This is a genomic window from Curtobacterium sp. TC1 (assembly GCF_019844075.1).
Taxonomy (GTDB): domain Bacteria; phylum Actinomycetota; class Actinomycetes; order Actinomycetales; family Microbacteriaceae; genus Curtobacterium.
In genome coordinates, this window is the sequence record NZ_CP081964.1 from 194,484 (window position 1) to 215,250 (window position 20,767).

A 20,767-nucleotide genomic window follows, 5' to 3' on the forward strand; every position below is an offset into this window, starting at 1 on the left:
CGGCATGACCGACCTGCCGACGAGACGTGCTCGTCGGCTCGACACCCGCGGCGGTCCGACACCGGACCGCACGCGGGTGTTGGGCATCCTCAACGTGACGCCGGACTCGTTCAGCGACGGCGGGCTGCACCAGGCCTACGACGCCGCTGTGCAGCACGCGCGTGACCTCGTCGCCGCGGGTGCCGACATCATCGACGTCGGCGGGGAGTCCACGCGGCCCGGCTCCGAGCGCGTGCCGGTGCCGGTCGAGCAGGAGCGCGTCCTGCCGGTCGTGCAGCAGCTCGTCGCCGAGGGCATCCCCGTGAGCGTCGACACGATGAACGCCTCGACCGCCGAACGGGCCGTCGAACTCGGCGCCGCGATCGTCAACGACGTGTCCGGCGGCCTGGCCGACCCGGACATGGCCCGTGTGGTCGCGTCGACCGGGGCCGGGTTCGTGGTCATGCACTGGCGTGGTCACAGCGACCGGATGTACCGGAACGCCGAGTACGTGCACGCCGTCGACGAGGTCCGGCGCGAGGTCGAGATGCGGGTCGCCGAGCTCATCGTCCTCGGCGTACGACAGGAACAGGTCGTCATCGACCCGGGCCTCGGCTTCGCCAAGCAGGGCGTGCAGAACTGGGAGATCCTGGCCGGGTACGAACGGTTCGCCTCGATCGGCCTGCCCGTGCTCGTCGCCGCATCACGCAAGCGGTTCCTGGACGGCGTCGGGAGCCCCGAGGGCGCCCCGCCGAAGGACCGCGACCTCGCCACCGCCGCCATCAGCCTGCTCGCCGCCGAACGCGGCGCGTGGGGGGTGCGCGTGCACGACCCGGCACCGACCCGTGCCGTGCTCGACGTCTGGGACGCCTGGAGGGCAGCTCGCTCGTGAACGACACCATCCGCCTCGTCGGGGTCCGCGCGCGCGGCCACCACGGGGTCTTCGACCACGAACGCGCCGACGGTCAGGACTTCGTCGTCGACGTCGCCGTGGAACTCGACGCCCGCGCCGCTTCGGGCAGCGACGACCTCGACGCCACCGTGCACTACGGCGTGCTCGCCGAGCAGGTCGTCGCCGAGATCGAGCGCGACCCGGTCGACCTCATCGAGACCCTCGCCGAACGCATCGCGGCCGCCGTGCTCACCCACCGCGCGGCCCTGGCGACCGAGGTCACGGTGCACAAGCCGCAGGCACCCATCACCGTGCCGTTCACCGACGTCTCGATCACCATCCGGCGTGCCCGTGGGGCGACCGTGCCGGACGAGGGAGCAGCGTGAGCCGCGTCGTCGTCGCGCTCGGCGCCAACCTCGGCGACCGGGGGAGCACCCTCCGCGCCGCTGCCCGGGCGGTCGCCGCGCTGCCCGGCGTGCACCCGGTGGCCTCGAGCCACGAGGTCGAGTCGGTCGCCGTCACGCTGGACGGCCGCGACGACACCAAGCCGCGGTACCGCAACGCCGTCGTGGTCGTCGACACCGACCTCGAGCCGCAGGCGTTCCTCGACGCCCTGCACGGCATCGAGGACGAGCACGGCCGCACCCGCGACGTCCGCTGGGGCGACCGGACCCTCGACCTCGACGTCGTCGCCGTCGACGACCTGCGCATCGACACCGCCACGCTCACCGTGCCGCACCCCCGCGCCGCCGAGCGGGCCTTCGTGCTCGCACCGTGGCTCGACGCCGACCCCGCGGCCGTCCTGCCCGGCGTCGGCCCGGTGGCCGACCTGCTCGCCGCCGTGGGGGACGACACCGAGCGCGTCGACGAGCCGCGCCTGTTCGCGGACGTGCGCCGGGCCTCCTGGACGACCGCGGTCCCCGCGACCTCCACGGAAGGGAACGTGACCAGCGCGTGAAGCCGACCCGTCTCTCCACCCTGTTCAGCATCGCCGTCGTCACCGCGGTGGCGGGCTTCGCGTTCGACGCGGTGCTGGCGTCGCGCCAGTCGCCGACGCTGCTGCTCGCCGTGCCGCTCGGCATCACGCTCGCGTTCATCGGGGTCGCCGTCGTGCTCATGGCGCGTCCCGTCCGCCGGCACGCCCGCGACGGCGCCGGGCGGCAGCGCCCGGTCGATCCGCTCTACGCCACCCGCGTCGTGGTCCTCGCGAAGGCCTCGAGCATCTGCGGCGCCCTGTTCGGTGGCTTCGCGATCGGGCTGGTCGTGTACCTCCTGACCCGCTCGGTGACGCCTTCGCTAGGCTCGACCCTGCCGAACGTGGTCGCCGTCGGGGGCGGGGTCGTGCTGACGGTCTGCGCACTCGTGGCAGAGCGCATGTGCATCGCACCCCCTGGTGACGACGACGAGCCGGGCGACCCCCGCACCGGCACGACGGCGAACTGACCCGAGCACACCCCCTGGAGGCCCGCGATGGCGCGTGAACGACTCGACGAGCCGGGGCTCGGCCTGACCGGCATCGACTGGACCAGGGTGTCCGCCAAGCTCGTGTGGACCGAACTCGTCACGACGCTGGTGATCGGGCTCGTGGTGACCGCCGGCCTGGTCCTGATCGGGATCGTGAACGACGGCTTCGGCTCGGGCGCCGGCACGGTCTGGTTGCTCATCGGCATCGTGGTGCTCGTCACCACGCTGGTCACCGCGGCCCTCACGCCCCGCCGTGTCCGCGCGATCGGCTACGCCCTGCGCGACGACGACCTGGTGGTCCGCCGCGGCCTGATGTGGCAGCGGTTCACGGCCGTGCCGTACGGCCGGATGCAGCTCGTCGACGTGGCCAGGGGTCCGCTCGACCGTGCACTCGGCATGAGCGAGCTGAAGTTCGTCACCGCCGCGGCCGCCACGAACGTCCGCATCCCCGGCATCCCGGCCACCGACGCCGACGAGCTGCGCGACCGGCTCGTCGAACTCGCCGAGTCCCGCCGCGCCGGGCTGTAGGGGGTCGCGGTGACCTTCCGACCCGCCCCGCCGCCGCCCGCCCCGCCCACACGCGGGAACGCCGCTGCAGCAGCGCCCCTGACCGACGGCGAGTGGCACCGCCTGCACCCGCTGACCCCGCTGCTGAAGGGCGGGATCTTCCTGATCGTCATCCTCGGCTACGTGCTGAACAGCCTGCGTGACCAGCTCGTCGAGTTCTTCATCCCCGGCGGCGAGCAGCCGGACGGCGACCCGGTCCGCTACGTGTACGAGCACGGCGTCGTCGGCTGGGTGCTGCTCGGCGTCGCGGTGTTCCTGCTCGTGCTGATCGGGCTGTTCTACCTGTCCTGGCGGATGCACGAGTTCCGGGTGACCGGCGAGATCGTCGAGGTCCGTTCCGGCGTGCTGTTCCGGAACCACCGCAAGGCCCGACTCGACCGGATCCAGGGCATCAACATCTCGCGGCCGCTCATCCCGCGGGTGTTCGGCACCGCGAAGCTCGAGATCGCGCAGGCCGGCAACGACGCCAACGTGCAGCTCGCGTACCTGGGGGTGCGGGCCGCCGACGACCTGCGGTCGCGCATCCTCGTGCTCGCGTCCGGCGCGAAGGACGACGACCGCGGCAGCGGTCCGGCGCGTGCGTCGAACGGCGTGCTGCAGGACCGCGTCGACGAGATGTTCTCGCCGGAACTCGACCCCGCCGCCGTGCACGCGACCCGGATCGTCAAGGTCAAGCCCGGACGACTGATCGCGTCGATGCTGCTCTCCGGCACCACCGTCTTCATCCTGCTGGCCGTGGCGGCGATGATCGTCAGCGTCGCGCTCACCGGCGAGTACGGGATCCTGTTCGGGCTGTTCCCCGCGGTGATCGGTGCGGGGAGCTACTACGTCCGCAAGTTCTCGAGGTCGTTGCAGTACACGATCGCCGAGACCCGCGACGGCATCCGGATCGGGTTCGGGCTCGTCTCGACCTCGAACGAGACGCTGCCCCCCGGCCGCATCCACGCCGTCAGTGTCGCGCAGCCGCTGCTCTGGCGCCCGTTCGGCTGGTGGGACGTCCGGATCAACCGGGCGACGAACGCCGGCAACGGTGCGTCGAGCAACCAGCAGGCGTCCGCGATCGTGCTGCCCGTGGGCACCGCGGCCGACGTCCGCGAGGTCCTCGACATCATCCTGCCCGGCCTGGTCGGCACGGTCGTCGCCGGCCCCGAAGCCTCGCAGGAGGCGCTGCGCGAAGGCTCCGCCGAGGCCGTCAGCGTCGTCGACGACAGCCTGACCACGAGTGGGGACCAGGGCGGCTTCGTGCACTCCCCGCGCCGCGGCGCGTGGCTCCGACCCTTCGCGTTCCGACGCAACGGGTACCGGTTCGTGCAGGGCGCCGTGCTGCTGCGGCTCGGGGCCGTCTGGCGGTCGCTCGTCATCGTGCCGCTGCCCCGGGTGCAGAGCGTCAAGGTCGAACAGGGTCCGCTCGAACGTGCCCTGCGGCTCGCCGCCGTCCACGTGCACACCGTCGCCGGGCCGGTCTCGGCCCGCGTCGGTGCGCTCGACGCGCGGGACGCGCAGCGCCTGTGGTCGGAGACCACCCACCGCGCCGTCGAGGCGGCTGCGGTCGACACGTCCCACCGGTGGCGCGAACGGGAGGCCCGTCCCGCGTCCGTCACGCACGCTGCGGACGTGCCGTGGCCTGAGACCAGTGCCCCTGCCGGGCCCGACGCCGACCACCGGCCCGGCACCGTGCCTCCCGGCCCGGGGTGGAGCGACGTCCCGCCCACCGGAGCAGTCCGATGAGGGCCGGGCGCCTCGGCGTCGGCGTCGTCGGTGCCGGACGGGTCGGACCCGTGCTCGGTGCCGCACTGGCGAACGCGGAGCACGCGGTCGTCGGCGTCACCGCGGTGTCCGCCGAGGGGCGCGACCGTGCCGAGGCCATGCTGCCCGGCGCTCCCGTGCTCGCGACGCCGGACCTGGTCGAGCGGAGCGAACTCGTGCTCCTCGCCGTGCCGGACGACCAGCTGGCCTCGCTGGTGCAGGGCCTGGCGGACGCCGGCATCTGGCAGCCCGGCCAGCTCGTCGTGCACACCAGCCCGGACCACGGTGTCGGCATCCTCGCCCCCGCGATGGCGGCGGGTGCGATCCCGCTCGCCATCCACCCGGCGATGGCGTTCACCGGCACGAGTGTCGACCTGTCGCGGCTGCGTGACGCCTACTGCGCGGTGACCGCACCTTCGCCGGTGCTGCCCATCGCGCAGGCCCTGGTGGTCGAGATGGGCGCCGAGCCGTTCGTCGTCGCCGAGGGGGACCGACCCGCGTACGCCGACGCCGTCCGCGCCGCCGTGAGCTTCTCGACCGCGATCGTGGACCAGTCGGCGGGAACGCTGTCCGGCATCGGCGTGGACCACCCCGGCCGGGTGCTCGGTGCGCTCGTCCGCTCCGCCGTGGACAACGCGCTGACGGCGGCCGACGGGCAGTCGACGCTGTAGCGAGTCCGGGGCGGGAGCGCGGCGCGGGTAGCATTTCCCCCGACCCCCACGACCATCGGAGCCGCACCCGCATGACCGACGAGACCGCCACCACCGACACCGCGATCGCCGACGCCGCCGCACTGGCCGAGCAGGAGACCAGCGAGCAGCGACAGGTCCGGCTCGACAAGCGCGCGAAGCTGCTCGAGTCCGGCATCGAGGCGTACCCCGCCGAGCTCCCGATCACGACGACGATCCCGGCGGTCCGCGAGCAGTACGCCCACCTCGAGACGGGTGAGGAGACCCAGGACGTCGTCGGCATCGCCGGCCGCATCGTGTTCTCGCGCAACACCGGCAAGCTCTGCTTCGCGTCGCTGCAGTCCGGTGACGGGTCCCGCATCCAGGCGATGGTGTCCCTGGCCGAGGTCGGTGACGAGTCCCTGGCGCGCTGGAAGGAGTTCGTCGACCTCGGCGACCACGTGTTCGTGCACGGCCGCGTGATCTCCTCGCGCCGCGGTGAGCTGTCGATCATGGTCGACGAGTGGGCGATCGCGGCGAAGGCGATCCTGCCGCTGCCGAACCTGCACAACGAACTCAACGAGGAGACGCGGGTCCGTCAGCGCTACCTGGACCTCATCGTCCGCGACGAAGCGCGCGCCACCGTCCGCGCCCGCGCCGCCGTGATGTCGTCGCTCCGCCAGACGTTCACCTCGCACGAGTACCTCGAGGTCGAGACGCCGATGCTGCAGACCCAGCACGGCGGTGCCTCGGCCCGACCGTTCGTGACGCACTCGAACGCGTTCGACACCGAGCTCTTCCTGCGCATCGCGCCGGAGCTCTTCCTGAAGCGTGCCGTCGTCGGCGGCATCGACCGGGTGTTCGAGATCAACCGGAACTTCCGCAACGAGGGCGCCGACTCGTCGCACTCGCCCGAGTTCGCCATGGTCGAGGCGTACCAGGCCTACGGCAACTACGAGCAGATGGCCGACCTGACCCAGGAGCTCGTGCAGAGCGCTGCTCGGGCGGTCACCGGCGGCTCGCTCGAGGTCACCCTGCCCGACGGCAGCACCTACGACCTCGGCGGCGAGTGGCCGCGCATCGACATGTACGGCTCGCTGTCCGAGGCCGCCGGACGCGAGATCACCCCCGAGACCCCGCTGTCCGAACTGCAGGAGCTCGCGGCGGCCGAGGGTGTCGAGGTCGCGCACGCCACGCACGGCAAGTACGTCGAGGAGCTCTGGGAGCACTTCGTCATCGACTCGCTCGACCGCCCGACGTTCGTGATGAACTTCCCGGTCGACACCTCGCCGCTCACCCGCGAGCACCGCACCCGTCCCGGCATCGTCGAGAAGTGGGACCTGTACGTGCGCGGCTTCGAGCTCGCGACCGCCTACTCCGAGCTCGTCGACCCCGTCGTCCAGCGGGAGCGCTTCGTCGAGCAGGCGAAGCTCGCGGCCGGCGGCGACCCCGAGGCGATGCGCGTCGACGAGGAGTTCCTGCGTGCCCTCGAGCACGCGATGCCGCCGTCCGGTGGCATGGGCATGGGTGTCGACCGCCTGCTGATGGCGATCACCGGCCTCGGCATCCGCGAGACGATCCTGTTCCCGTTGGTGAAGTAGCCCGCACACAGTTCGTCGGCGCCGGGGCGGGGTACGATGCTCCGGTGCCGCATGGAGTCGTGACCGGGATCATCTTCGCCCTGACGCCGACCATCGTCGTCGGCCTCATCTTCTGGTTCGTGATGCGCGCCATCATGCGGGCCGACCGCACCGAGCGTGCCGCGTACGCCAAGGTCGAGGCCGAGGAGCGCGCCCGTTTCGAGCGCGAGCACGGCGTCCCCGCGCCGGCACCGGCATCCGCCGAGTAGCCGCGCCGCCACACCGCCGCACCCCGCAGGCTGCTGACCCCACCGCGGTCACCAGCCTGGACTCCTGTGCGCCCTCGATCAGTCACGCCCCGTTCACCTCGCCGTCGCGCGCCGGGGTGAGCATCGTCCGCATGGCAACCACACACCCCTTCGCGGGTCGCAGTCTCGTCGGCGACATCGAGAGCGAGTACGACGAGTTCGACCGAGACGCCGACCTCGAGGCGTCCAAGCGCCGGGACGGGTGGCTCGAACCCTCCTGGTGACCCCCACCCCTTCGGTTTTCGGGGTACGACCACCGGATCGCACTGATCCGGGCGGACGTACCCCTTTTGCATGTCCGGAAGGCGCGGTACGGCGGGGTACAGGTTCGGAAACGCGTGAGAAACACGCCTGCAACGCCGGAAACATCACGTCACACCCTTGATCTGGCGCAGTTCGGGGGACCACACTGACGGAAGTGCTGTACCCCACGGGGGACGGTTTCGACCGCGAATCACGGAGAAGCCTGAGAATCATTCCGATCGGTTTGTGGGGTACACCTCCGGACCGCTTTACTCGTGAACACCCCAAGCAGCACCCAGAAGCACCACCCCCAGCACCACCGCACGAAGCCATCACCGCCGAACGCAGGGAGCAACACCATGACGATCGCAACGGCTGCACCGAGCACCACCCGCCGCGCCACCACGAAGAAGGCAGCGGCATCCAAGACCCAGGGCGCCGAGTCCACGACCACCTCCCTCGACACCGAGGTCGAGGCCGACGAGCAGCTCGCCGGCGTCCGCGGTGCTTCGGTCGACCAGGTCGGCGACTACCTGCGCCACATCGGCCGTCTCTCGCTCCTCACCGCCGAGGAAGAAGCGCAGATCGCCCGCCGCATCGAGGTCGGCCTCTTCGCCGAGGGGAAGCTCGCGACCGAGAAGGGCCTCGCGAAGACCCTGCAGCGCGAACTGCGCTGGCTCGTCCGCGACGGTGAGCGTGCCAAGGAGCGCATGATCACCTCGAACCTCCGCCTGGTCGTGAGCATCGCGAAGCGCTACTCGCAGCGTGGCCTGCCGTTCATGGACGTCATCCAGGAGGGCAACCTCGGTCTCGTCCGCGCGGTCGAGAAGTTCGACTTCACGCAGGGCTACAAGTTCTCGACCTACGCCACCTGGTGGATCCGCCAGGCGATCTCGCGTGGTCTCGCCGACAAGGCCCGCACGATCCGCATCCCGGTGCACACCGTGGAGCTGATCAACAAGATCTCCCGCACCGAGCGCGACCTGACGGTGGACCTCGGCCGTGCGCCGATGCCCGACGAGGTCGCCGCCGAGCTGAGCATGACCGTCGAGGAACTCGTCGACCTCAAGGGCCGCTCGCACGAGCCGGTGTCGATCCACACGGTCGTCGGAGACTCGGACGACAGCGAGCTCGGCGACTTCATCGAGGACGAGGACGCTGCGTCCCCGAACGAGCTCACCGAGACCACGCTCCTGCACCGCGACATCCGTTCGATCGTCGCCGAGCTGCCGAGCGAAGAGGCCAACGTGATCCGCATGCGCTACGGCCTCGACGACGACAAGCCGATGACGCTCGACGAGATCTCGAAGATCGTGCACACGACCCGTCAGGCCGTCAGCCGGGTGGAGTCGCGCGCGAAGCTGCGCCTGTTCGCCAAGGCGGTCTCGCAGGACATGCAGCTGTACCTGACCGACTGAGGTCAGCAGGCTTCGGCCGGCGTCCGCGTCGGCAGGGGAACCCGGGTCGTTCTGTGGGAAGGCGATCCGGTGGGGTGATGGGAAGGCCCGCTCGAGCACTGCTCGAGCGGGCCATTCGCCGTTCCGGGGGCGGAACGGCGCCGGGACCGCTACTGGTCGAGTTCGCGACCGAGCTTCTGCCGCAGGTCGCTGGGGATCAGTTCGATGAGCTGGTCGGGCCGCACCGGCAGGTCGAGCAGGCTGAGCTTCACCCGGCCGGTGCGTCCGTGCCGCTCGGCGTCGAGCCGGACGACGCTGCCGGCGTCCTTGCGGAGCCGGACGTCGATCTGCGCCCCGGTGGCGACCTCGCCGACGACGAGCCCGTCGACCTCGAGTGCAGCGCTCCTGGTGCCCTCGGCGATGTCGAACCGGTAGCGCTCGCGGGCGGCGAGCACCACGGCGCGGTCGATCCCCGCCATCGGTGCGACGGGCGTCACGACGGACCCGGACAGCGCGGGGGAGAGCACCGGGCCACCGGCGGCGTAGTTGTACGCGGTGGAGCCCGCCGGGGTCGCGGCGACGATGGCGTCGGCGCGGTAGTACCCGTAGCCGAGGCCGCCGACGCTGAGGTCGGCCGACACCTGGCCGGAGCCGGGGCGCCGCACGATGGTGAGGTCGTTGAAGGCCAGGTAGTCGGTGCGCGCGCCGCTCCAGGACAGGCGGGCCTCGAGCGCATGGTGCGGCTCGAGCTGGTACTCGCCGGCGGACAGTCGGTCGAGCGCGGCTTCGAGCTCCGGCGGCTCGATCTCCACCAGGAACCCGACGTTGCCGTAGTTCACGCCGAGCACCGGCACCGGACGCTTCGCCACGAGTCGCATCGCGCCGAGCATGGTGCCGTCACCGCCGAGGGCGACGACGAGGTCGACCCGTTCGGTGAAGTCGTCGTCCTCCACCGCGGTGATGCCCCCACCGATCCGTTGTGCGTCGGCGCGGCGGGCGACGAGTTCGCCGAGCCCGGACGCGTTCCAGCGCTGCAGGGTCGTGACGGACTCCTGCACGTTCTTGGTCGGGTGGACGACGAGGCCGACGACGGGCTGATCCATGACCGGATGGTACCGAGCTGTGCTGAACCGAGGGGTGTCCAATTGTCATTGCATGCGATATTCTGAATACATGCAGATCGCTCAGCTGTCCGTCGCCTTGCCCACTGTCCGCCAGGGCCGCGAGATCGTGCTGCTCGCCGACCTCGAGTCCCACGAGACGGGCTTCGGCTCCGTCGACGCGGAGCACCTCCTGCTCGCCGCCGTCACGCTCTGCAGTGGGATGCCCCGCTTCCGTCCGGCCCTCGACGCACACGGAGTGAGCCCCGAGGCGGTCCGCGCCGAGATCAGCGTCTTCGTCGGTGCGCGGGCGTCGTGCCCCGACGAGCACGACCGGGTCGCCTGCACGCCGGCGGCGGCACGGGTCCTCGCCCGGGCCGCCGTCCTCGCCGGCCCCGCCGAGCGCGTCCGCCCGGTGCACGTCCTGCTCGCCGTCCTCGACGGGGTCGACGACCCCTTCATGGGGTCGGCGCACGACGTCCTCGGCGCCCTGGGCGTCGAGCCGCGCCGCTTCCGGCGTGCCCTGCGTCGAGCAGCGCGTCGCGCCTGAGTTCGCTCACTGCGCACATCGCGCAGTGAGGTCACGCCCACGGCGAACAGGGGCAGCCCCCACGGGGAGCGCTGGTTACTCTCGGAGTACGTGACCGGACTCAGACGAGACCGGACCAGCTGTCGGCTCCGTCAGAAAGGGCCAAGGGAGAGCACATGTTCGAGAGATTCACCGACCGAGCCCGTCGGGTTGTCGTCCTCGCTCAAGAAGAAGCGAAGATGCTCAACCACAACTACATCGGCACCGAGCACATCCTCCTCGGCCTGATCCACGAGGGCGAGGGCGTTGCTGCCAAGGCGCTGGAGTCGCTCGGCATCTCGCTCGACGCCGTCCGCGAGCAGGTCCAGGACATCATCGGCCAGGGCCAGCAGCAGCCGACCGGGCACATCCCGTTCACGCCGCGTGCCAAGAAGGTGCTCGAGCTGTCCCTGCGCGAGGCGCTGCAGCTCGGCCACAACTACATCGGCACCGAGCACATCCTGCTCGGCCTGATCCGCGAGGGCGAGGGCGTCGCAGCCCAGGTCCTCGTGAAGCTCGGCGCGGACCTGAACCGGGTCCGCCAGCAGGTCATCCAGCTCCTGTCCGGCTACCAGGGCAAGGAAGCGGTCGCCGTCGGCGGCGAGCAGCAGCAGAACGGCCAGCAGCAGGGTTCGCAGGTCCTCGACCAGTTCGGTCGCAACCTCACCCAGGCCGCTCGTGACGGCAAGCTCGACCCGGTCATCGGGCGCGAGAAGGAGATGGAGCGGGTCATGCAGATCCTCTCCCGACGCTCGAAGAACAACCCCGTCCTGATCGGTGAGCCCGGCGTCGGCAAGACCGCCGTCGTCGAGGGCCTCGCCCAGGCGATCGTCAAGGGCGACGTGCCCGAGACGCTCAAGGACAAGCAGCTCTACTCGCTCGACCTCGGGTCGCTCATCGCCGGGTCCCGCTACCGCGGTGACTTCGAGGAGCGCCTCAAGAAGGTCACGAAGGAGATCCGCACCCGCGGCGACATCATCGTCTTCATCGACGAGATCCACACGCTCGTCGGTGCCGGTGCTGCCGAGGGCGCGATCGACGCCGCCTCGATCCTCAAGCCCCTCCTTGCCCGCGGTGAGCTCCAGACGATCGGTGCCACCACGCTCGACGAGTACCGCAAGCACTTCGAGAAGGACGCCGCACTCGAGCGTCGCTTCCAGTCGGTGCAGGTCAACGAGCCGTCGCTGCCGCACACGATCAACATCCTCAAGGGCCTGCGCGACAAGTACGAGGCGTTCCACAAGGTGTCCATCACCGACGGTGCGATCGTCTCGGCCGCCAACCTGGCGGACCGCTACGTGCAGGACCGCTTCCTGCCGGACAAGGCCATCGACCTGATCGACGAGGCCGGCGCACGCCTGCGGCTGTCTATCCTGTCGGCGCCGCCGGAGCTCCGCGAGTTCGACGAGAAGATCTCGACGGTCCGCGGGCAGAAGGAAGCCGCCATCGAGGAGCAGGACTTCGAGAAGGCCGCCTCGCTGCGTGACGAGGAGAAGAAGCTCCTGGGTGAGCGTCTCCGCCTCGAGAAGCAGTGGCGTGCCGGTGACGTCGCCGCGTCCGGCACCGTCGACGAGGGCATCATCGCCGAGGTCTTGGCGCAGGCCACGGGCATCCCGGTGTTCAAGCTCACCGAAGAGGAGACCTCGCGTCTCGTCTTCATGGAGAAGGCGCTGCACCAGCGGGTCATCGGTCAGGAAGAGGCCATCTCGGCCCTGTCCAAGACGATCCGCCGCACCCGCGCCGGCCTCAAGGACCCGAACCGCCCGTCGGGCTCGTTCATCTTCGCCGGGCCCACGGGTGTCGGCAAGACCGAGCTCGCCAAGGCGCTCGCCGAGTTCCTGTTCGACGACGAGGGCGCACTGATCTCCCTCGACATGTCGGAGTTCGGTGAGAAGCACACCGTCTCGCGTCTGTTCGGTGCCCCTCCCGGGTTCGTCGGGTTCGAGGAGGGCGGCCAGCTCACCGAGAAGGTGCGCCGCAAGCCGTTCTCCGTGGTCCTGTTCGACGAGATCGAGAAGGCCCACCCGGACATCTTCAACTCGCTGCTGCAGGTGCTCGAGGAAGGCCGTCTCACCGACGGTCAGGGCCGCGTGGTCGACTTCAAGAACACCGTCATCATCATGACCACGAACCTCGGTTCGCAGGGCATCGCCGGTGGCCCGGTGGGCTTCCAGGTCGAGGGTGACTCGGCCGTGGGCTACGACCGCATGCGCGGCAAGGTCAACGAGGAGCTCAAGAAGCACTTCAAGCCCGAGTTCCTGAACCGTGTCGACGACACGATCGTGTTCCCGCAGCTGTCGCAGTCCGAACTGCTGCAGATCGTGGACCTGTTCGTGAAGCGCCTGGCCGACCGTCTGCTCGACCGCGACATGACGGTGGAGCTCACGCTCCCCGCCAAGGAGCAGCTCATCAAGGTCGGGTTCGACCCGTCCCTCGGAGCTCGCCCGCTGCGTCGCGCGATGCAGCACGAGGTCGAGGACCAGCTGTCCGAGCACATCCTGCAGGGTGAGCTCAACGCCGGTGACCACGTGAAGGTCGACTTCGTCGACGGTGCGTTCCACTTCGAGACCGGGCGTCAGCCGGGCCGCGAAGAGGTCCTCGCCGGCGCAGCCGCGGTCGAGACCGCAGCGGACGCACCCCAGGGCGAGATCGAGTCCTAGGACCTGACGGTCTGCACGACGGGAGGCCCGGTGCCAGCTGGCACCGGGCCTCCCGTCTGTCATTGTGTCGGTCCAGATCCCGGATCGCCGATGCGCGCGTCCCGCGTCCACGGACCCCCGTCCGGGGGTACGGTGGAACCAGCGCGCGAGACGTTCCCCCCAACTCCTCGCGCGTCGCACTCGATCGGTTCCCCCCAACGGATCGAGTCGCTGCCGGCCCCGGTCTGTTCGCAGACCGGGGCCGTTGCACGTCCGCTAGGCGATGGCGGGCAAGGACCCGACGAAGCGGCGGACCGCGTCCTCCCAGCGCTCCGGGTCCTCGTTCCACTCGAGCGTGTGCGGTGCCGTGCGGAAGGCGACGGCGGTGGCGTGCGGGCGAGCGGTGATCGCGGCCACGTCGTCCGCTGCGACCAGCGCATCGGCCTCGGAGTGGACCACGAGCGTCGGCGTCGTCGCGTCCTGCCATGCCGTGGTCGTGACCGGTGCCGATGCTCCCGCCAGGCGGGACAGCACCGGGGTCGTCGCGATGCGCGCAGCGACGGTGCCGACGAAGGCGGGCAGGCGTGCCCCACGGACCGCTCCGCGGAGTGCTGACGCGACGTCGAGCAGCGGCGAGACCGCCACGATCCCATCGACGTCGACCCGGCCGGCCGCGACCGAGCAGGCGAGGGCGCCGGCGGACCACCCCTGCAGCACCACCCGGCGGGCGCCGCGGGCACGGGCGGCGCGGACCGCGGCGACGATGCGGTCTGCTGCCCCCGGGTCGAGCGACCGGAGCGGCAGGTCCGTGGTGTCGAGGACCTCGGACGTCGCGCCGAGGCCGCGCCAGACACCGACGCCGCGGAGGACCTGCCGCGGCCCGAGGGACTGGCCGTGCACGTGGACGACGTGGGTCGTGGCGGCCTCGGGCTCGGCGCCGGGCACGTCGGCCGGCCCGTCGTACCGCAGGGCGTCCCAGGCCCAGTCACCGGTCGCCACGGTTCCGGTGACGCGGCGGCGGATGGTGTCGCCGCTGGGCCCGGTCTCCGTGCTCGCGGCGACGATCGCGCCGACCGGGACGCGGGCGTCGTCGCGCTGCAGGTCGTACGTCCCCGGCAGGCGGGTGTCGCGTGTGGCGACGAGTTCGACCTCGGTCCCGGTGCTGCTCCGCACGGTGGCGGTCGCCGTGTAGGGGGCGGGGAAGAGCAGTCGTCGGGCGACGAAGGCGCCCAATCCGAGCGTCCCAACGGCGCCGACTGCCGTTCCGAGTGCGGTTCCGAGTGCGGTCGTGCGTCCGGCTGTCATGAGAGCTCCCTGAGTCGTGCGGTGGTGAGGGTCGCCGCAGCCGGGACGTCCTGCCCGGCCTCGCGTGCGCGGTCCTCGATCTCGACGGCCAGTCGGTGCAACCGACTGCGCCACTGGCGACGCTGCCAGGCGATCGTGAAGTAGAGCCCGGTGTTGCCCGAGGCCGCCTCGAGCCGCCGGAGCTCCGGCTCCAGGCTGCGGAACCGGTGCCGGGTGTCCCGCCAGTCGCGGAACTCCCGTGCCGCGTCCGGAAGCACGCCCCCGGCGGCGCCGACGGCGAGCAGCACCATGGACAGCAGGAACACCGGGGCGTACACGGTGGACAGCACCCGGACCGCTCCGTCGACACCGGCGACGTGGACGGCGTCGAGCGCGATCGCGATGACGGCGAGCAGGACCAGCCCGACGGCCCCGACGACGAACAGCCAGTACATCCGGCCGAGGCCGTCGCCGCTCCGGAACCCGCGCAGGACGGCGGCGGCGGAGCGGGCGATGACGACCGCGATGTACGTCATCTCGACCGCGGAGTACAGCGCGGTCGGCAGCTGGTTGCCGTAGACGGTCATGAACTGTGCCGTCGGCGTCGGTGCGTCGACCAGCGTGAAGAGCACGACGAGCGTGAGGAGCACGACCACGCAGACGACGATCCGGCTCACGCGCAGCAGCTTCGCGGAACGCGCGGCGGCCTCCACCGACTGCGCGAGCGCGAACATGCCGCACACCATGAGGCACCGTCCGACCAGGTCTGCGATGTTGGGCACGTGCGTGACGCCCGCGAGGAACGTGGTGACGTCCGGTTGGTTGATCGTCAGGCCGACGGCGACGAAGCCGCAGCAGGCCATGAGCCAGGTGACGCTCGCCGACTGGGTCCGCACCAGCAGCAGCCGGACGACGAGCACCGTCAGGATGACCCACACCGGGATCGATCCCCAGACGTGCAGCGTCACCGGAAGATCCCGGGCTCGCGGTCGTCCGGGTCGAGCAGACCGATCCGGAGCGCGAGCTCGTCGGCGACGAGTTCGACCGCCTGCTCGTGCGGGGTGTCCAGCGACCGCGTGAACGCCGTCCGGCCGGTGAGCAGCCCGGTGTAGGCCTGGTGGTCGCAGCCGGGGTCCGCGAGGAACACGTGGGCGAGTTCGTGGAGCACGCACGCCACGCGGGAACGCTCGGACAGGTCTGGACGGGTCTCGAGGAGTGCGTGGTCGGCGCGCTGGATGAACCGTGCGGAGAGGTCACCGGGCAGGTCGGCCGTCCGCAGCCGGATCGGCTTGCCGAGGGTCGACTCGGCGCGGGCGAGGAGGGCGGGCAGCGTCAGCCGCCGTGGGAGCCCGAGTCGCCGCACGCTCCGCCGGGCGACGGCTTGCCGACGCCGCGCGCCGAACCGCTCGCGCACGCCGGTCACGGCGCGGATCCCGACTCGTCGAGCCGCCGGAGGTGCTCGGTGAAGTCCCGGATCTCGTCGGCGGAGGCGAACTCGCCGAGGCGTCGGGTCGCGAAGGCGACGACCTCGCGCTTGCGCAGCTCGAGGACGAGTTCGAGCTGCGCCTGCACCCGCTCGGGCACGTCGGTGTTGCCCGCCGCGTCGGTCAGGTACTCCGCCGGGACACCGAAGTAGCCGGCGAGTGCTGCGAGCAGACGCTGGTCGCGGACGGCCGGGCCGTTGCCCCCGAGCATGTAGCCCCACCGCGGCCGGCTCATCGACGCACCCTGTGCCTCGATCTCAGCTGCGATCTCCTTGTAGGACGGTCGCTGCCCGGCATTCGCCTCGACGACGTCCATCAGCAACTGCAGCTTCCGGGAGAGTTCTCGCCGGTGTGCATCGTCGTCGTTGTACTCGATCATGTCTCCCCGCCCTGTACATCTGTCTCAGACATGATAAAACTGGACCAGCGCGACGGCCAGTGTGACCACTCTGCCAGGCTCGCGCCGGACCGGCAGGTCGGCATGTCGTGGGGGGATGCCGAACGAAACCGGTGCACGGACGAAACGGGAGGCCCGGTGCCAGCTGGCACCGGGCCTCCCGTCTCGTCCGCGCGGACGTCTCAGGCCGTGATCACGCCTGCACGTCGCCGCGCCAGCCCGTGTCGGTCGGAGCGGACTCGACGCGCTCCTTGTAGTTCTGCAGGTCCTTCTTGATGGCGTGACCACCGACGCCGACCGCAGCGCCGAGCTTCTCGAGGAAGCCGGACGGCTCCCAGTCGATCTGCGCAGTGACGCGCGTCTCGTTGTCGGACAGCTTGTGGAAGGTGACGACACCGGCGTGGTCGGTCTCGCCGTCCTTGACGGTCCAGGCCACCCGCTCGTCGGGGTGCTGCTCGGTGATGACGGCACGGAACTCGCGCTCCTGGCCGGCGACCTTCACGGTCCAATCGGTGGTCTTGTCGTCGACCTGGACGATCTTCTCGACCTCGTCGAGGAAGTGCGGGAACTCCTCGAAGCGGGTCCACTGACCGTACGCTGCGGAGACGGGGACGTTGACGTCGACGGTTTCGATGATCTGAGGCATGGTGTGGACGGTAGGCGGCTGCGCCTGTGCACCGTCCAGCGGGGTGTCCCCCGGGAAGGTCCGCTGCCGCTCGACCCGGCGCGGCTATGGTTGTGGGGATGACAGAGCACGGGAAGCACGCGTTCGACGTCCGTGACGAGCACGGGATCCTCGTGCGACCGGCGCTCGCCTCCGACGTCCCGCACATCCAGCGGCTCATCGCCCCCTACGTCGACCGACGCATCCTGCTCGGCAAGGAGAACGTCGCGCTCTACGGCTCGATCCAGCAGTTCCGGATCGCCGAAGGGCCAGACGGGATACCGATCGGCTGCGGCGCCCTCGCCGTCTTCTGGGACGACATCGCCGAGGTGCGCACGCTCGCCCTCGACGCCGACTGGATCCACAAGCGCGTCGGACACCGGATGCTCGAAGCGCTCGAGCACGACGCCCGGGAACTCGGCGTCGCACGGATCTTCTGCCTGACGTTCGAGGTCGACTTCTTCGCGAAGCACGGGTACCTCGAGATCGGTGAGCAGGTCGTCGAACCCGCGGTCTACGCCGAGCTGGTGCGGTCGTCGGACGAAGGGGTCGCGGAGTTCCTCGACCTCGCCCGGGTCAAGCCGAACACCCTCGGCAACACCCGCATGCTGAAGATCCTCTGACGCTTTCGCGCGGCACCCGGCGGGGGTCCCGCACCCGGCATCCGGGGTTGTCTACCCTGTGCGCATGTCGTCGTTGCGTCACCCCGTCGGGCCCGAGAAGCCGGTCGTGTACTGGCGCCGTCGTGCAGCCGTGCTCGGAGCGCTCGTGATCATCGTCGTGGTGGTCGTGCTCATCGTCGTCGGACGGGGGAGCGCGTCGACCCCGACGGCAGCGCCCACGTCCTCGCCGTCCGCCTCGGCCGGTGGTGCGTCGTCCGCTGCCCCGTCCCGCTCGGCGTCAGCATCTGCGGCGGCGTCTGGTTCCGGCGCTGCCGACGGGTCGACGTGCAGCAAGGACCAGGTCGTCCTCACGCCGGTGCTCGACAAGGAGGCGTACGGCCCTACCGAGGACCCGAAGATCGCCATGTCGATCAAGAACACCGGCACGAACTCGTGCCACCTCGACCTCGGGTCAGCGCAGCAGGTACTGACGATCAGCTCGGGCGAGGAGCAGTACTGGTCGTCGAAGGACTGCCAGACCGGCGGCACGAACCAGGACGTCACGATCAAGGCCGGCCAGACCCTGACCACGCCCGCGATCGCGTGGGACCGCACCCGGTCGTCCACCACGACGTGCGACGCGTCCCGTCCGGCGGTCTCGGGCGACGGGGCGAGCTACCACCTGCAGGTCGCGGTCGGGAACCTGAAGTCGAGGGCCTCGGTGCAGTTCATCCTGCAGTAGCTCTGGCGCCGCGTGGGCTGGCGGTCCCGGGGCGCGCGGCTCCGTGGCCGTTCGCACAACCAAAGTGTGACCGCGCCGCGCGTTGTGGTGGTTCGAGGTGCCTTTGGTTGTGCGACGGTGAAGAGCGCTCGGCGACCCCGGGGACAGCAAACGGCCCCGCCGTCCAGAGGACGACGGGGCCGTTCGAAGCTGATGTGATCAGCCGAGGACGGTGATGTTCTCCGCCTGCGGGCCCTTGCGGCCCTCGGTGATGTCGAACTCCACCTTCTGGTTCTCCTCCAGCGACTTGTAGCCGTTGCCGGCGATCGCGGAGAAGTGCGCGAAGACGTCAGCGCTTCCGTCGTCCGGGGCGATGAAGCCGAAGCCCTTTTCGTTGTTGAACCACTTGACGGTACCGGTAGATGCCATGATGGCGTTTCCTTAGCTTTCTTGCGTTCCGCCATGGTGCGATCGCACCTGCGGAGCCCCGACGTACGTCGACGGGGGTGATGCGCCACGCGGGCAGGTGCCGGCGGGACGGGTTCGGGGTCAGGCCTGATGGCCAGTGACCCTGGTAGTCCGAGTTGAGGGGCAAACCACCTCGCTCGAACGTTGAGCGCCGCCGAAGCGGTTCCATCAGGCTAGCGTGCTCAGGGCCGACTGGCTACCCGTGCGTCACTGAACGACGAAAATCTGGTGGAATTGATCAGATGGCAGACAAGGAACAGCGCTTCCGGAGCGAACAGCTCGAGGAGGCCCTCGCGAAGCAGGACGTCGCTGCGGTGGCGTTCGCGCTGCGCAACGACATCGTGATCGTCCCCCGGCTCGTGACCGGCAAGAAGGACATGCAGGTGCGGGTGTTCGGGCGCGAAGGCTCCGAGAAGCGCATCCTGCTGCTGTTCTCGTCGGCTGACGCCTACACGGCGATGGTGCCGGACGAGAAGATCCGACAGGTCATGGTCTACGACGGGCCTCGGCTCGAGGAGTTCCTGGCCGCCCACCTCGACATGCTCGAGGGCGTGTTCTTCGACATCGCCGGGCCGAACACCATGCAGGCGACCCCGGAGGACCTGCTGGCCGCATTGCGCGCTTAGTCGATCAGAACGCGCGGTCGAGCTCGCGCTCGCGGGTGGACTGCGTCATGGAGAACGCCACACGCAGTGCTTCGCGCAGATGCCCGGAGTCGGCGCCGAGAACGGTGGTGAAGCCGAGTCGGCTCGCTTCGTTCACCCGTTGCTTGGTCCCCGTGGCCGGACGGATCTCGCCCGCCAGACTGATCTCGCCCACGGCCGCGAGCGTGTGCGGGTAAGGGCGGTCTCGTGCCGCGCTCGCCAGGGCCAGGGCGATCGCCAGGTCGGCGCCGGGCTCTGTCAGCTTCATGCCACCCACCGTCGAGACGTAGACGTCGGCATCGGAGAGCTTGAGACCGGCTCGGCGTTCGAGCACCGCGAGCAGCATCGCCACGCGTGACGCATCGACGCCGTTCACGACCCGGCGGGGCTGCGGAGCCGAGCTCGGGACGATGAGCGCCTGGACCTCGACCGGGAGCGCCCGGCGCCCCTCGAGCGCGACGGTCACGCACGTGCCGGAGACCGGAGTCGCGTTCTTCGACATGAAGAGGCCGCTCGGGTCTGGGACCTCGTGGATGCCGTCCCCGCCCATGTCGAAGCACCCGACTTCGTCCGTGGGACCGAACCGGTTCTTCAACGCCCGGACGAACCGGAGCGCGGTCTGCCGGTCGCCCTCGAAGTGGCAGACGACGTCGACCAGGTGCTCGAGGAGACGCGGCCCGGCGATGGTGCCGTCCTTCGTGACGTGGCCGACGATCAGGACCGGGAGGGCGCGGTCCTTCGCGATCCGGATCAGGGTCGAGGCGACCTCGCGCACCTGCGACGTCCCACCTGCGATGCCGTCGATCGAGCTGGACGAGATGGTCTGCACGGAGTCGGCGATGAGCAGATCCGGTTTGACCTGGTCGATCTGGCCGATGATGACGCCGAGGTCGACCTCGCTCGCCAAGTAGAGGTCGTCGTGCATCGCGCCGGTACGCTCGGCACGCAGCCTGACCTGGTCGACGGACTCTTCCGCACTGACGTAGAGAACACGCTTGCCGGAAGCGGCAGCCCGTGAAGCGACCTCGAGCAGGAGCGTGGACTTGCCGACGCCCGGCTCGCCGGACAGCAGGACCGCGGCACCGGGCACCACCCCGCCGCCGAGCACCCGGTCGAACTCGCCGATGCCGGTCTGCCACCGCTGCACCGTCGTGCCGCGGGCCTCGGTGATGGGGCGCGCCGCTCGAGCCCCGGTGACGGCGACGGCCGCCGTGCCCCTGGTGCTCGCCGAGACCGCCGAGGAGTCCTCGACCGTGCCCCAGGTCTGGCACTCGCCACAGCGACCGACCCACTTGACACTGGTCCAGCCGCACTCGGTGCATCGGTAGAGGGACTGCGGGCGTGCCATGTCG

At 70.4% G+C, this 20,767-nt stretch carries 24 protein-coding genes; 16 read left to right on the forward strand and 8 right to left on the reverse strand.

Translation table 11 applies throughout. The features are described from left to right. Positions 1-4: 4 nt before the first annotated feature. The 11 genes from folP (at position 5) to KZI27_RS02125 (ending at position 8,865) form a co-directional block, all read left to right on the forward strand. Positions 5-871: a dihydropteroate synthase gene (gene folP, locus KZI27_RS02080; RefSeq protein ID WP_222659115.1), complete on the forward strand. Its 867-nt coding sequence runs from the start codon at positions 5-7 to the stop codon at positions 869-871. Further along, positions 868-1,257: a dihydroneopterin aldolase gene (folB, locus tag KZI27_RS02085; protein ID WP_222659116.1), complete on the forward strand. Its 390-nt coding sequence runs from the start codon at positions 868-870 to the stop codon at positions 1,255-1,257. Before folP ends, folB begins: the two co-directional genes overlap by 4 nt. Further along, positions 1,254-1,829, forward strand: a complete 576-nt coding sequence (folK, locus tag KZI27_RS02090; protein ID WP_222659117.1) for a 2-amino-4-hydroxy-6-hydroxymethyldihydropteridine diphosphokinase — start codon at positions 1,254-1,256, stop codon at positions 1,827-1,829. Before folB ends, folK begins: the two co-directional genes overlap by 4 nt. Next, positions 1,826-2,314, forward strand: coding sequence for a DUF3180 domain-containing protein (locus KZI27_RS02095; RefSeq protein WP_222659118.1), 489 nt, complete (start codon positions 1,826-1,828; stop codon positions 2,312-2,314). The genes folK and KZI27_RS02095 overlap by 4 nt, the downstream gene beginning before the upstream one ends. Before the next feature lie 27 nt (positions 2,315-2,341). Beyond that, a complete protein-coding gene (locus tag KZI27_RS02100) occupies positions 2,342-2,863 on the forward strand; it encodes a PH domain-containing protein (protein ID WP_222659119.1) in 522 nt (173 codons plus the stop codon). Between the two features lie 9 nt (positions 2,864-2,872). Then, complete coding sequence (locus KZI27_RS02105) at positions 2,873-4,630, forward strand: PH domain-containing protein (protein ID WP_222659120.1); 1,758 nt, start codon at positions 2,873-2,875, stop codon at positions 4,628-4,630. Continuing rightward, the gene (locus KZI27_RS02110; RefSeq protein WP_222659121.1) at positions 4,627-5,319 is read left to right on the forward strand and encodes a Rossmann-like and DUF2520 domain-containing protein; all 693 of its coding nucleotides are present in this window, start codon (positions 4,627-4,629) and stop codon (positions 5,317-5,319) included. The genes KZI27_RS02105 and KZI27_RS02110 overlap by 4 nt, the downstream gene beginning before the upstream one ends. A gap of 71 nt (positions 5,320-5,390) precedes the next feature. Further along, entirely contained in the window at positions 5,391-6,917 is a 1,527-nt protein-coding gene (lysS, locus tag KZI27_RS02115; RefSeq protein WP_222659122.1) for a lysine--tRNA ligase, read from the forward strand. Between the two features lie 44 nt (positions 6,918-6,961). Further along, entirely contained in the window at positions 6,962-7,165 is a 204-nt protein-coding gene (locus KZI27_RS02120) for a hypothetical protein (protein WP_111086942.1), read from the forward strand. Positions 7,166-7,296: 131 nt separating this feature from the next. Further along, positions 7,297-7,428 (forward strand): hypothetical protein, encoded by a 132-nt coding sequence (locus KZI27_RS20165; protein WP_261784019.1) that lies wholly within the window; start codon positions 7,297-7,299, stop codon positions 7,426-7,428. A gap of 378 nt (positions 7,429-7,806) precedes the next feature. Next, on the forward strand, positions 7,807-8,865 hold the full coding sequence (locus KZI27_RS02125) for a sigma-70 family RNA polymerase sigma factor (RefSeq protein ID WP_222659123.1): 1,059 nt from the start codon (positions 7,807-7,809) through the stop codon (positions 8,863-8,865). Positions 8,866-9,014: 149 nt separating this feature from the next. On the opposite strand, the gene KZI27_RS02130 is transcribed toward KZI27_RS02125, so the two are convergent. Then, positions 9,015-9,947, reverse strand: coding sequence for an NAD(+)/NADH kinase (locus KZI27_RS02130; RefSeq protein ID WP_123311021.1), 933 nt, complete (start codon positions 9,945-9,947; stop codon positions 9,015-9,017). A 70-nt stretch (positions 9,948-10,017) separates the two neighbouring features. Here KZI27_RS02130 and KZI27_RS02135 point away from each other — a divergent pair, with 70 nt between their 5' ends. Further along, complete coding sequence (locus tag KZI27_RS02135) at positions 10,018-10,494, forward strand: hypothetical protein (RefSeq protein ID WP_222659124.1); 477 nt, start codon at positions 10,018-10,020, stop codon at positions 10,492-10,494. Positions 10,495-10,649: 155 nt separating this feature from the next. Next, positions 10,650-13,172, forward strand: a complete 2,523-nt coding sequence (locus KZI27_RS02140) for an ATP-dependent Clp protease ATP-binding subunit (protein WP_123311017.1) — start codon at positions 10,650-10,652, stop codon at positions 13,170-13,172. 255 nt (positions 13,173-13,427) lie between these two features. Here the strand turns inward: KZI27_RS02140 and KZI27_RS02145 are convergent, their stop codons facing one another. The 5 genes from KZI27_RS02145 to KZI27_RS02165 form a co-directional block, all read right to left on the reverse strand. After that, positions 13,428-14,456 (reverse strand): hypothetical protein, encoded by a 1,029-nt coding sequence (locus KZI27_RS02145; protein WP_222659125.1) that lies wholly within the window; start codon positions 14,454-14,456, stop codon positions 13,428-13,430. Next, the gene (locus tag KZI27_RS02150) at positions 14,453-15,403 is read right to left on the reverse strand and encodes a hypothetical protein (protein ID WP_222659126.1); all 951 of its coding nucleotides are present in this window, start codon (positions 15,401-15,403) and stop codon (positions 14,453-14,455) included. The genes KZI27_RS02145 and KZI27_RS02150 overlap by 4 nt, the downstream gene beginning before the upstream one ends. Next, positions 15,400-15,858 carry a hypothetical protein gene (locus KZI27_RS02155; RefSeq protein WP_123311011.1) on the reverse strand — a complete coding sequence of 153 codons (459 nt, stop codon included), beginning with the start codon at positions 15,856-15,858 and terminating at the stop codon, positions 15,400-15,402. The genes KZI27_RS02150 and KZI27_RS02155 overlap by 4 nt, the downstream gene beginning before the upstream one ends. Beyond that, complete coding sequence (locus KZI27_RS02160; RefSeq protein WP_123311009.1) at positions 15,855-16,298, reverse strand: hypothetical protein; 444 nt, start codon at positions 16,296-16,298, stop codon at positions 15,855-15,857. Before KZI27_RS02160 ends, KZI27_RS02155 begins: the two co-directional genes overlap by 4 nt. A gap of 211 nt (positions 16,299-16,509) precedes the next feature. Beyond that, positions 16,510-16,962 (reverse strand): SRPBCC family protein, encoded by a 453-nt coding sequence (locus KZI27_RS02165; RefSeq protein WP_123311007.1) that lies wholly within the window; start codon positions 16,960-16,962, stop codon positions 16,510-16,512. Positions 16,963-17,060: 98 nt separating this feature from the next. Between KZI27_RS02165 and KZI27_RS02170 the strand changes: the two genes are divergently transcribed. Continuing rightward, positions 17,061-17,603 (forward strand): amino-acid N-acetyltransferase, encoded by a 543-nt coding sequence (locus KZI27_RS02170; RefSeq protein WP_222659127.1) that lies wholly within the window; start codon positions 17,061-17,063, stop codon positions 17,601-17,603. Positions 17,604-17,667: 64 nt separating this feature from the next. Beyond that, the gene (locus KZI27_RS02175; protein ID WP_222659128.1) at positions 17,668-18,324 is read left to right on the forward strand and encodes a hypothetical protein; all 657 of its coding nucleotides are present in this window, start codon (positions 17,668-17,670) and stop codon (positions 18,322-18,324) included. A 198-nt stretch (positions 18,325-18,522) separates the two neighbouring features. On the opposite strand, the gene KZI27_RS02180 is transcribed toward KZI27_RS02175, so the two are convergent. After that, positions 18,523-18,732, reverse strand: coding sequence for a cold-shock protein (locus tag KZI27_RS02180; RefSeq protein WP_017887662.1), 210 nt, complete (start codon positions 18,730-18,732; stop codon positions 18,523-18,525). A gap of 281 nt (positions 18,733-19,013) precedes the next feature. On the opposite strand from KZI27_RS02180, the gene KZI27_RS02185 reads away from it, so the two are divergent. After that, positions 19,014-19,397: an SseB family protein gene (locus KZI27_RS02185; protein WP_111086950.1), complete on the forward strand. Its 384-nt coding sequence runs from the start codon at positions 19,014-19,016 to the stop codon at positions 19,395-19,397. Positions 19,398-19,401: 4 nt separating this feature from the next. On the opposite strand, the gene radA is transcribed toward KZI27_RS02185, so the two are convergent. After that, positions 19,402-20,763, reverse strand: coding sequence for a DNA repair protein RadA (gene radA / locus KZI27_RS02190; protein WP_261784020.1), 1,362 nt, complete (start codon positions 20,761-20,763; stop codon positions 19,402-19,404). Positions 20,764-20,767: the final 4 nt, after the last annotated feature.

Bases quoted from the DNA above. Each gene is read 5' to 3' on its own strand.
- folP (WP_222659115.1), top strand. From the start codon at position 5: ATGACCGACCTGCCGACGAGACGTGCTCGTCGGCTCGACACCCGCGGC.
- KZI27_RS02100 (WP_222659119.1), top strand. From the start codon at position 2,342: ATGGCGCGTGAACGACTCGACGAGCCGGGGCTCGGCCTGACCGGCATC.
- KZI27_RS02110 (WP_222659121.1), top strand. From the start codon at position 4,627: ATGAGGGCCGGGCGCCTCGGCGTCGGCGTCGTCGGTGCCGGACGGGTC.
- lysS (WP_222659122.1), top strand. From the start codon at position 5,391: ATGACCGACGAGACCGCCACCACCGACACCGCGATCGCCGACGCCGCC.
- KZI27_RS20165 (WP_261784019.1), top strand. From the start codon at position 7,297: ATGGCAACCACACACCCCTTCGCGGGTCGCAGTCTCGTCGGCGACATC.
- KZI27_RS02125 (WP_222659123.1), top strand. From the start codon at position 7,807: ATGACGATCGCAACGGCTGCACCGAGCACCACCCGCCGCGCCACCACG.
- KZI27_RS02130 (WP_123311021.1), bottom strand. From the start codon at position 9,947: ATGGATCAGCCCGTCGTCGGCCTCGTCGTCCACCCGACCAAGAACGTG.
- KZI27_RS02135 (WP_222659124.1), top strand. From the start codon at position 10,018: ATGCAGATCGCTCAGCTGTCCGTCGCCTTGCCCACTGTCCGCCAGGGC.
- KZI27_RS02140 (WP_123311017.1), top strand. From the start codon at position 10,650: ATGTTCGAGAGATTCACCGACCGAGCCCGTCGGGTTGTCGTCCTCGCT.
- KZI27_RS02145 (WP_222659125.1), bottom strand. From the start codon at position 14,456: ATGACAGCCGGACGCACGACCGCACTCGGAACCGCACTCGGAACGGCA.
- KZI27_RS02160 (WP_123311009.1), bottom strand. From the start codon at position 16,298: ATGATCGAGTACAACGACGACGATGCACACCGGCGAGAACTCTCCCGG.
- KZI27_RS02165 (WP_123311007.1), bottom strand. From the start codon at position 16,962: ATGCCTCAGATCATCGAAACCGTCGACGTCAACGTCCCCGTCTCCGCA.
- KZI27_RS02170 (WP_222659127.1), top strand. From the start codon at position 17,061: ATGACAGAGCACGGGAAGCACGCGTTCGACGTCCGTGACGAGCACGGG.
- KZI27_RS02175 (WP_222659128.1), top strand. From the start codon at position 17,668: ATGTCGTCGTTGCGTCACCCCGTCGGGCCCGAGAAGCCGGTCGTGTAC.
- KZI27_RS02180 (WP_017887662.1), bottom strand. From the start codon at position 18,732: ATGGCATCTACCGGTACCGTCAAGTGGTTCAACAACGAAAAGGGCTTC.
- KZI27_RS02185 (WP_111086950.1), top strand. From the start codon at position 19,014: ATGGCAGACAAGGAACAGCGCTTCCGGAGCGAACAGCTCGAGGAGGCC.
- radA (WP_261784020.1), bottom strand. From the start codon at position 20,763: ATGGCACGCCCGCAGTCCCTCTACCGATGCACCGAGTGCGGCTGGACC.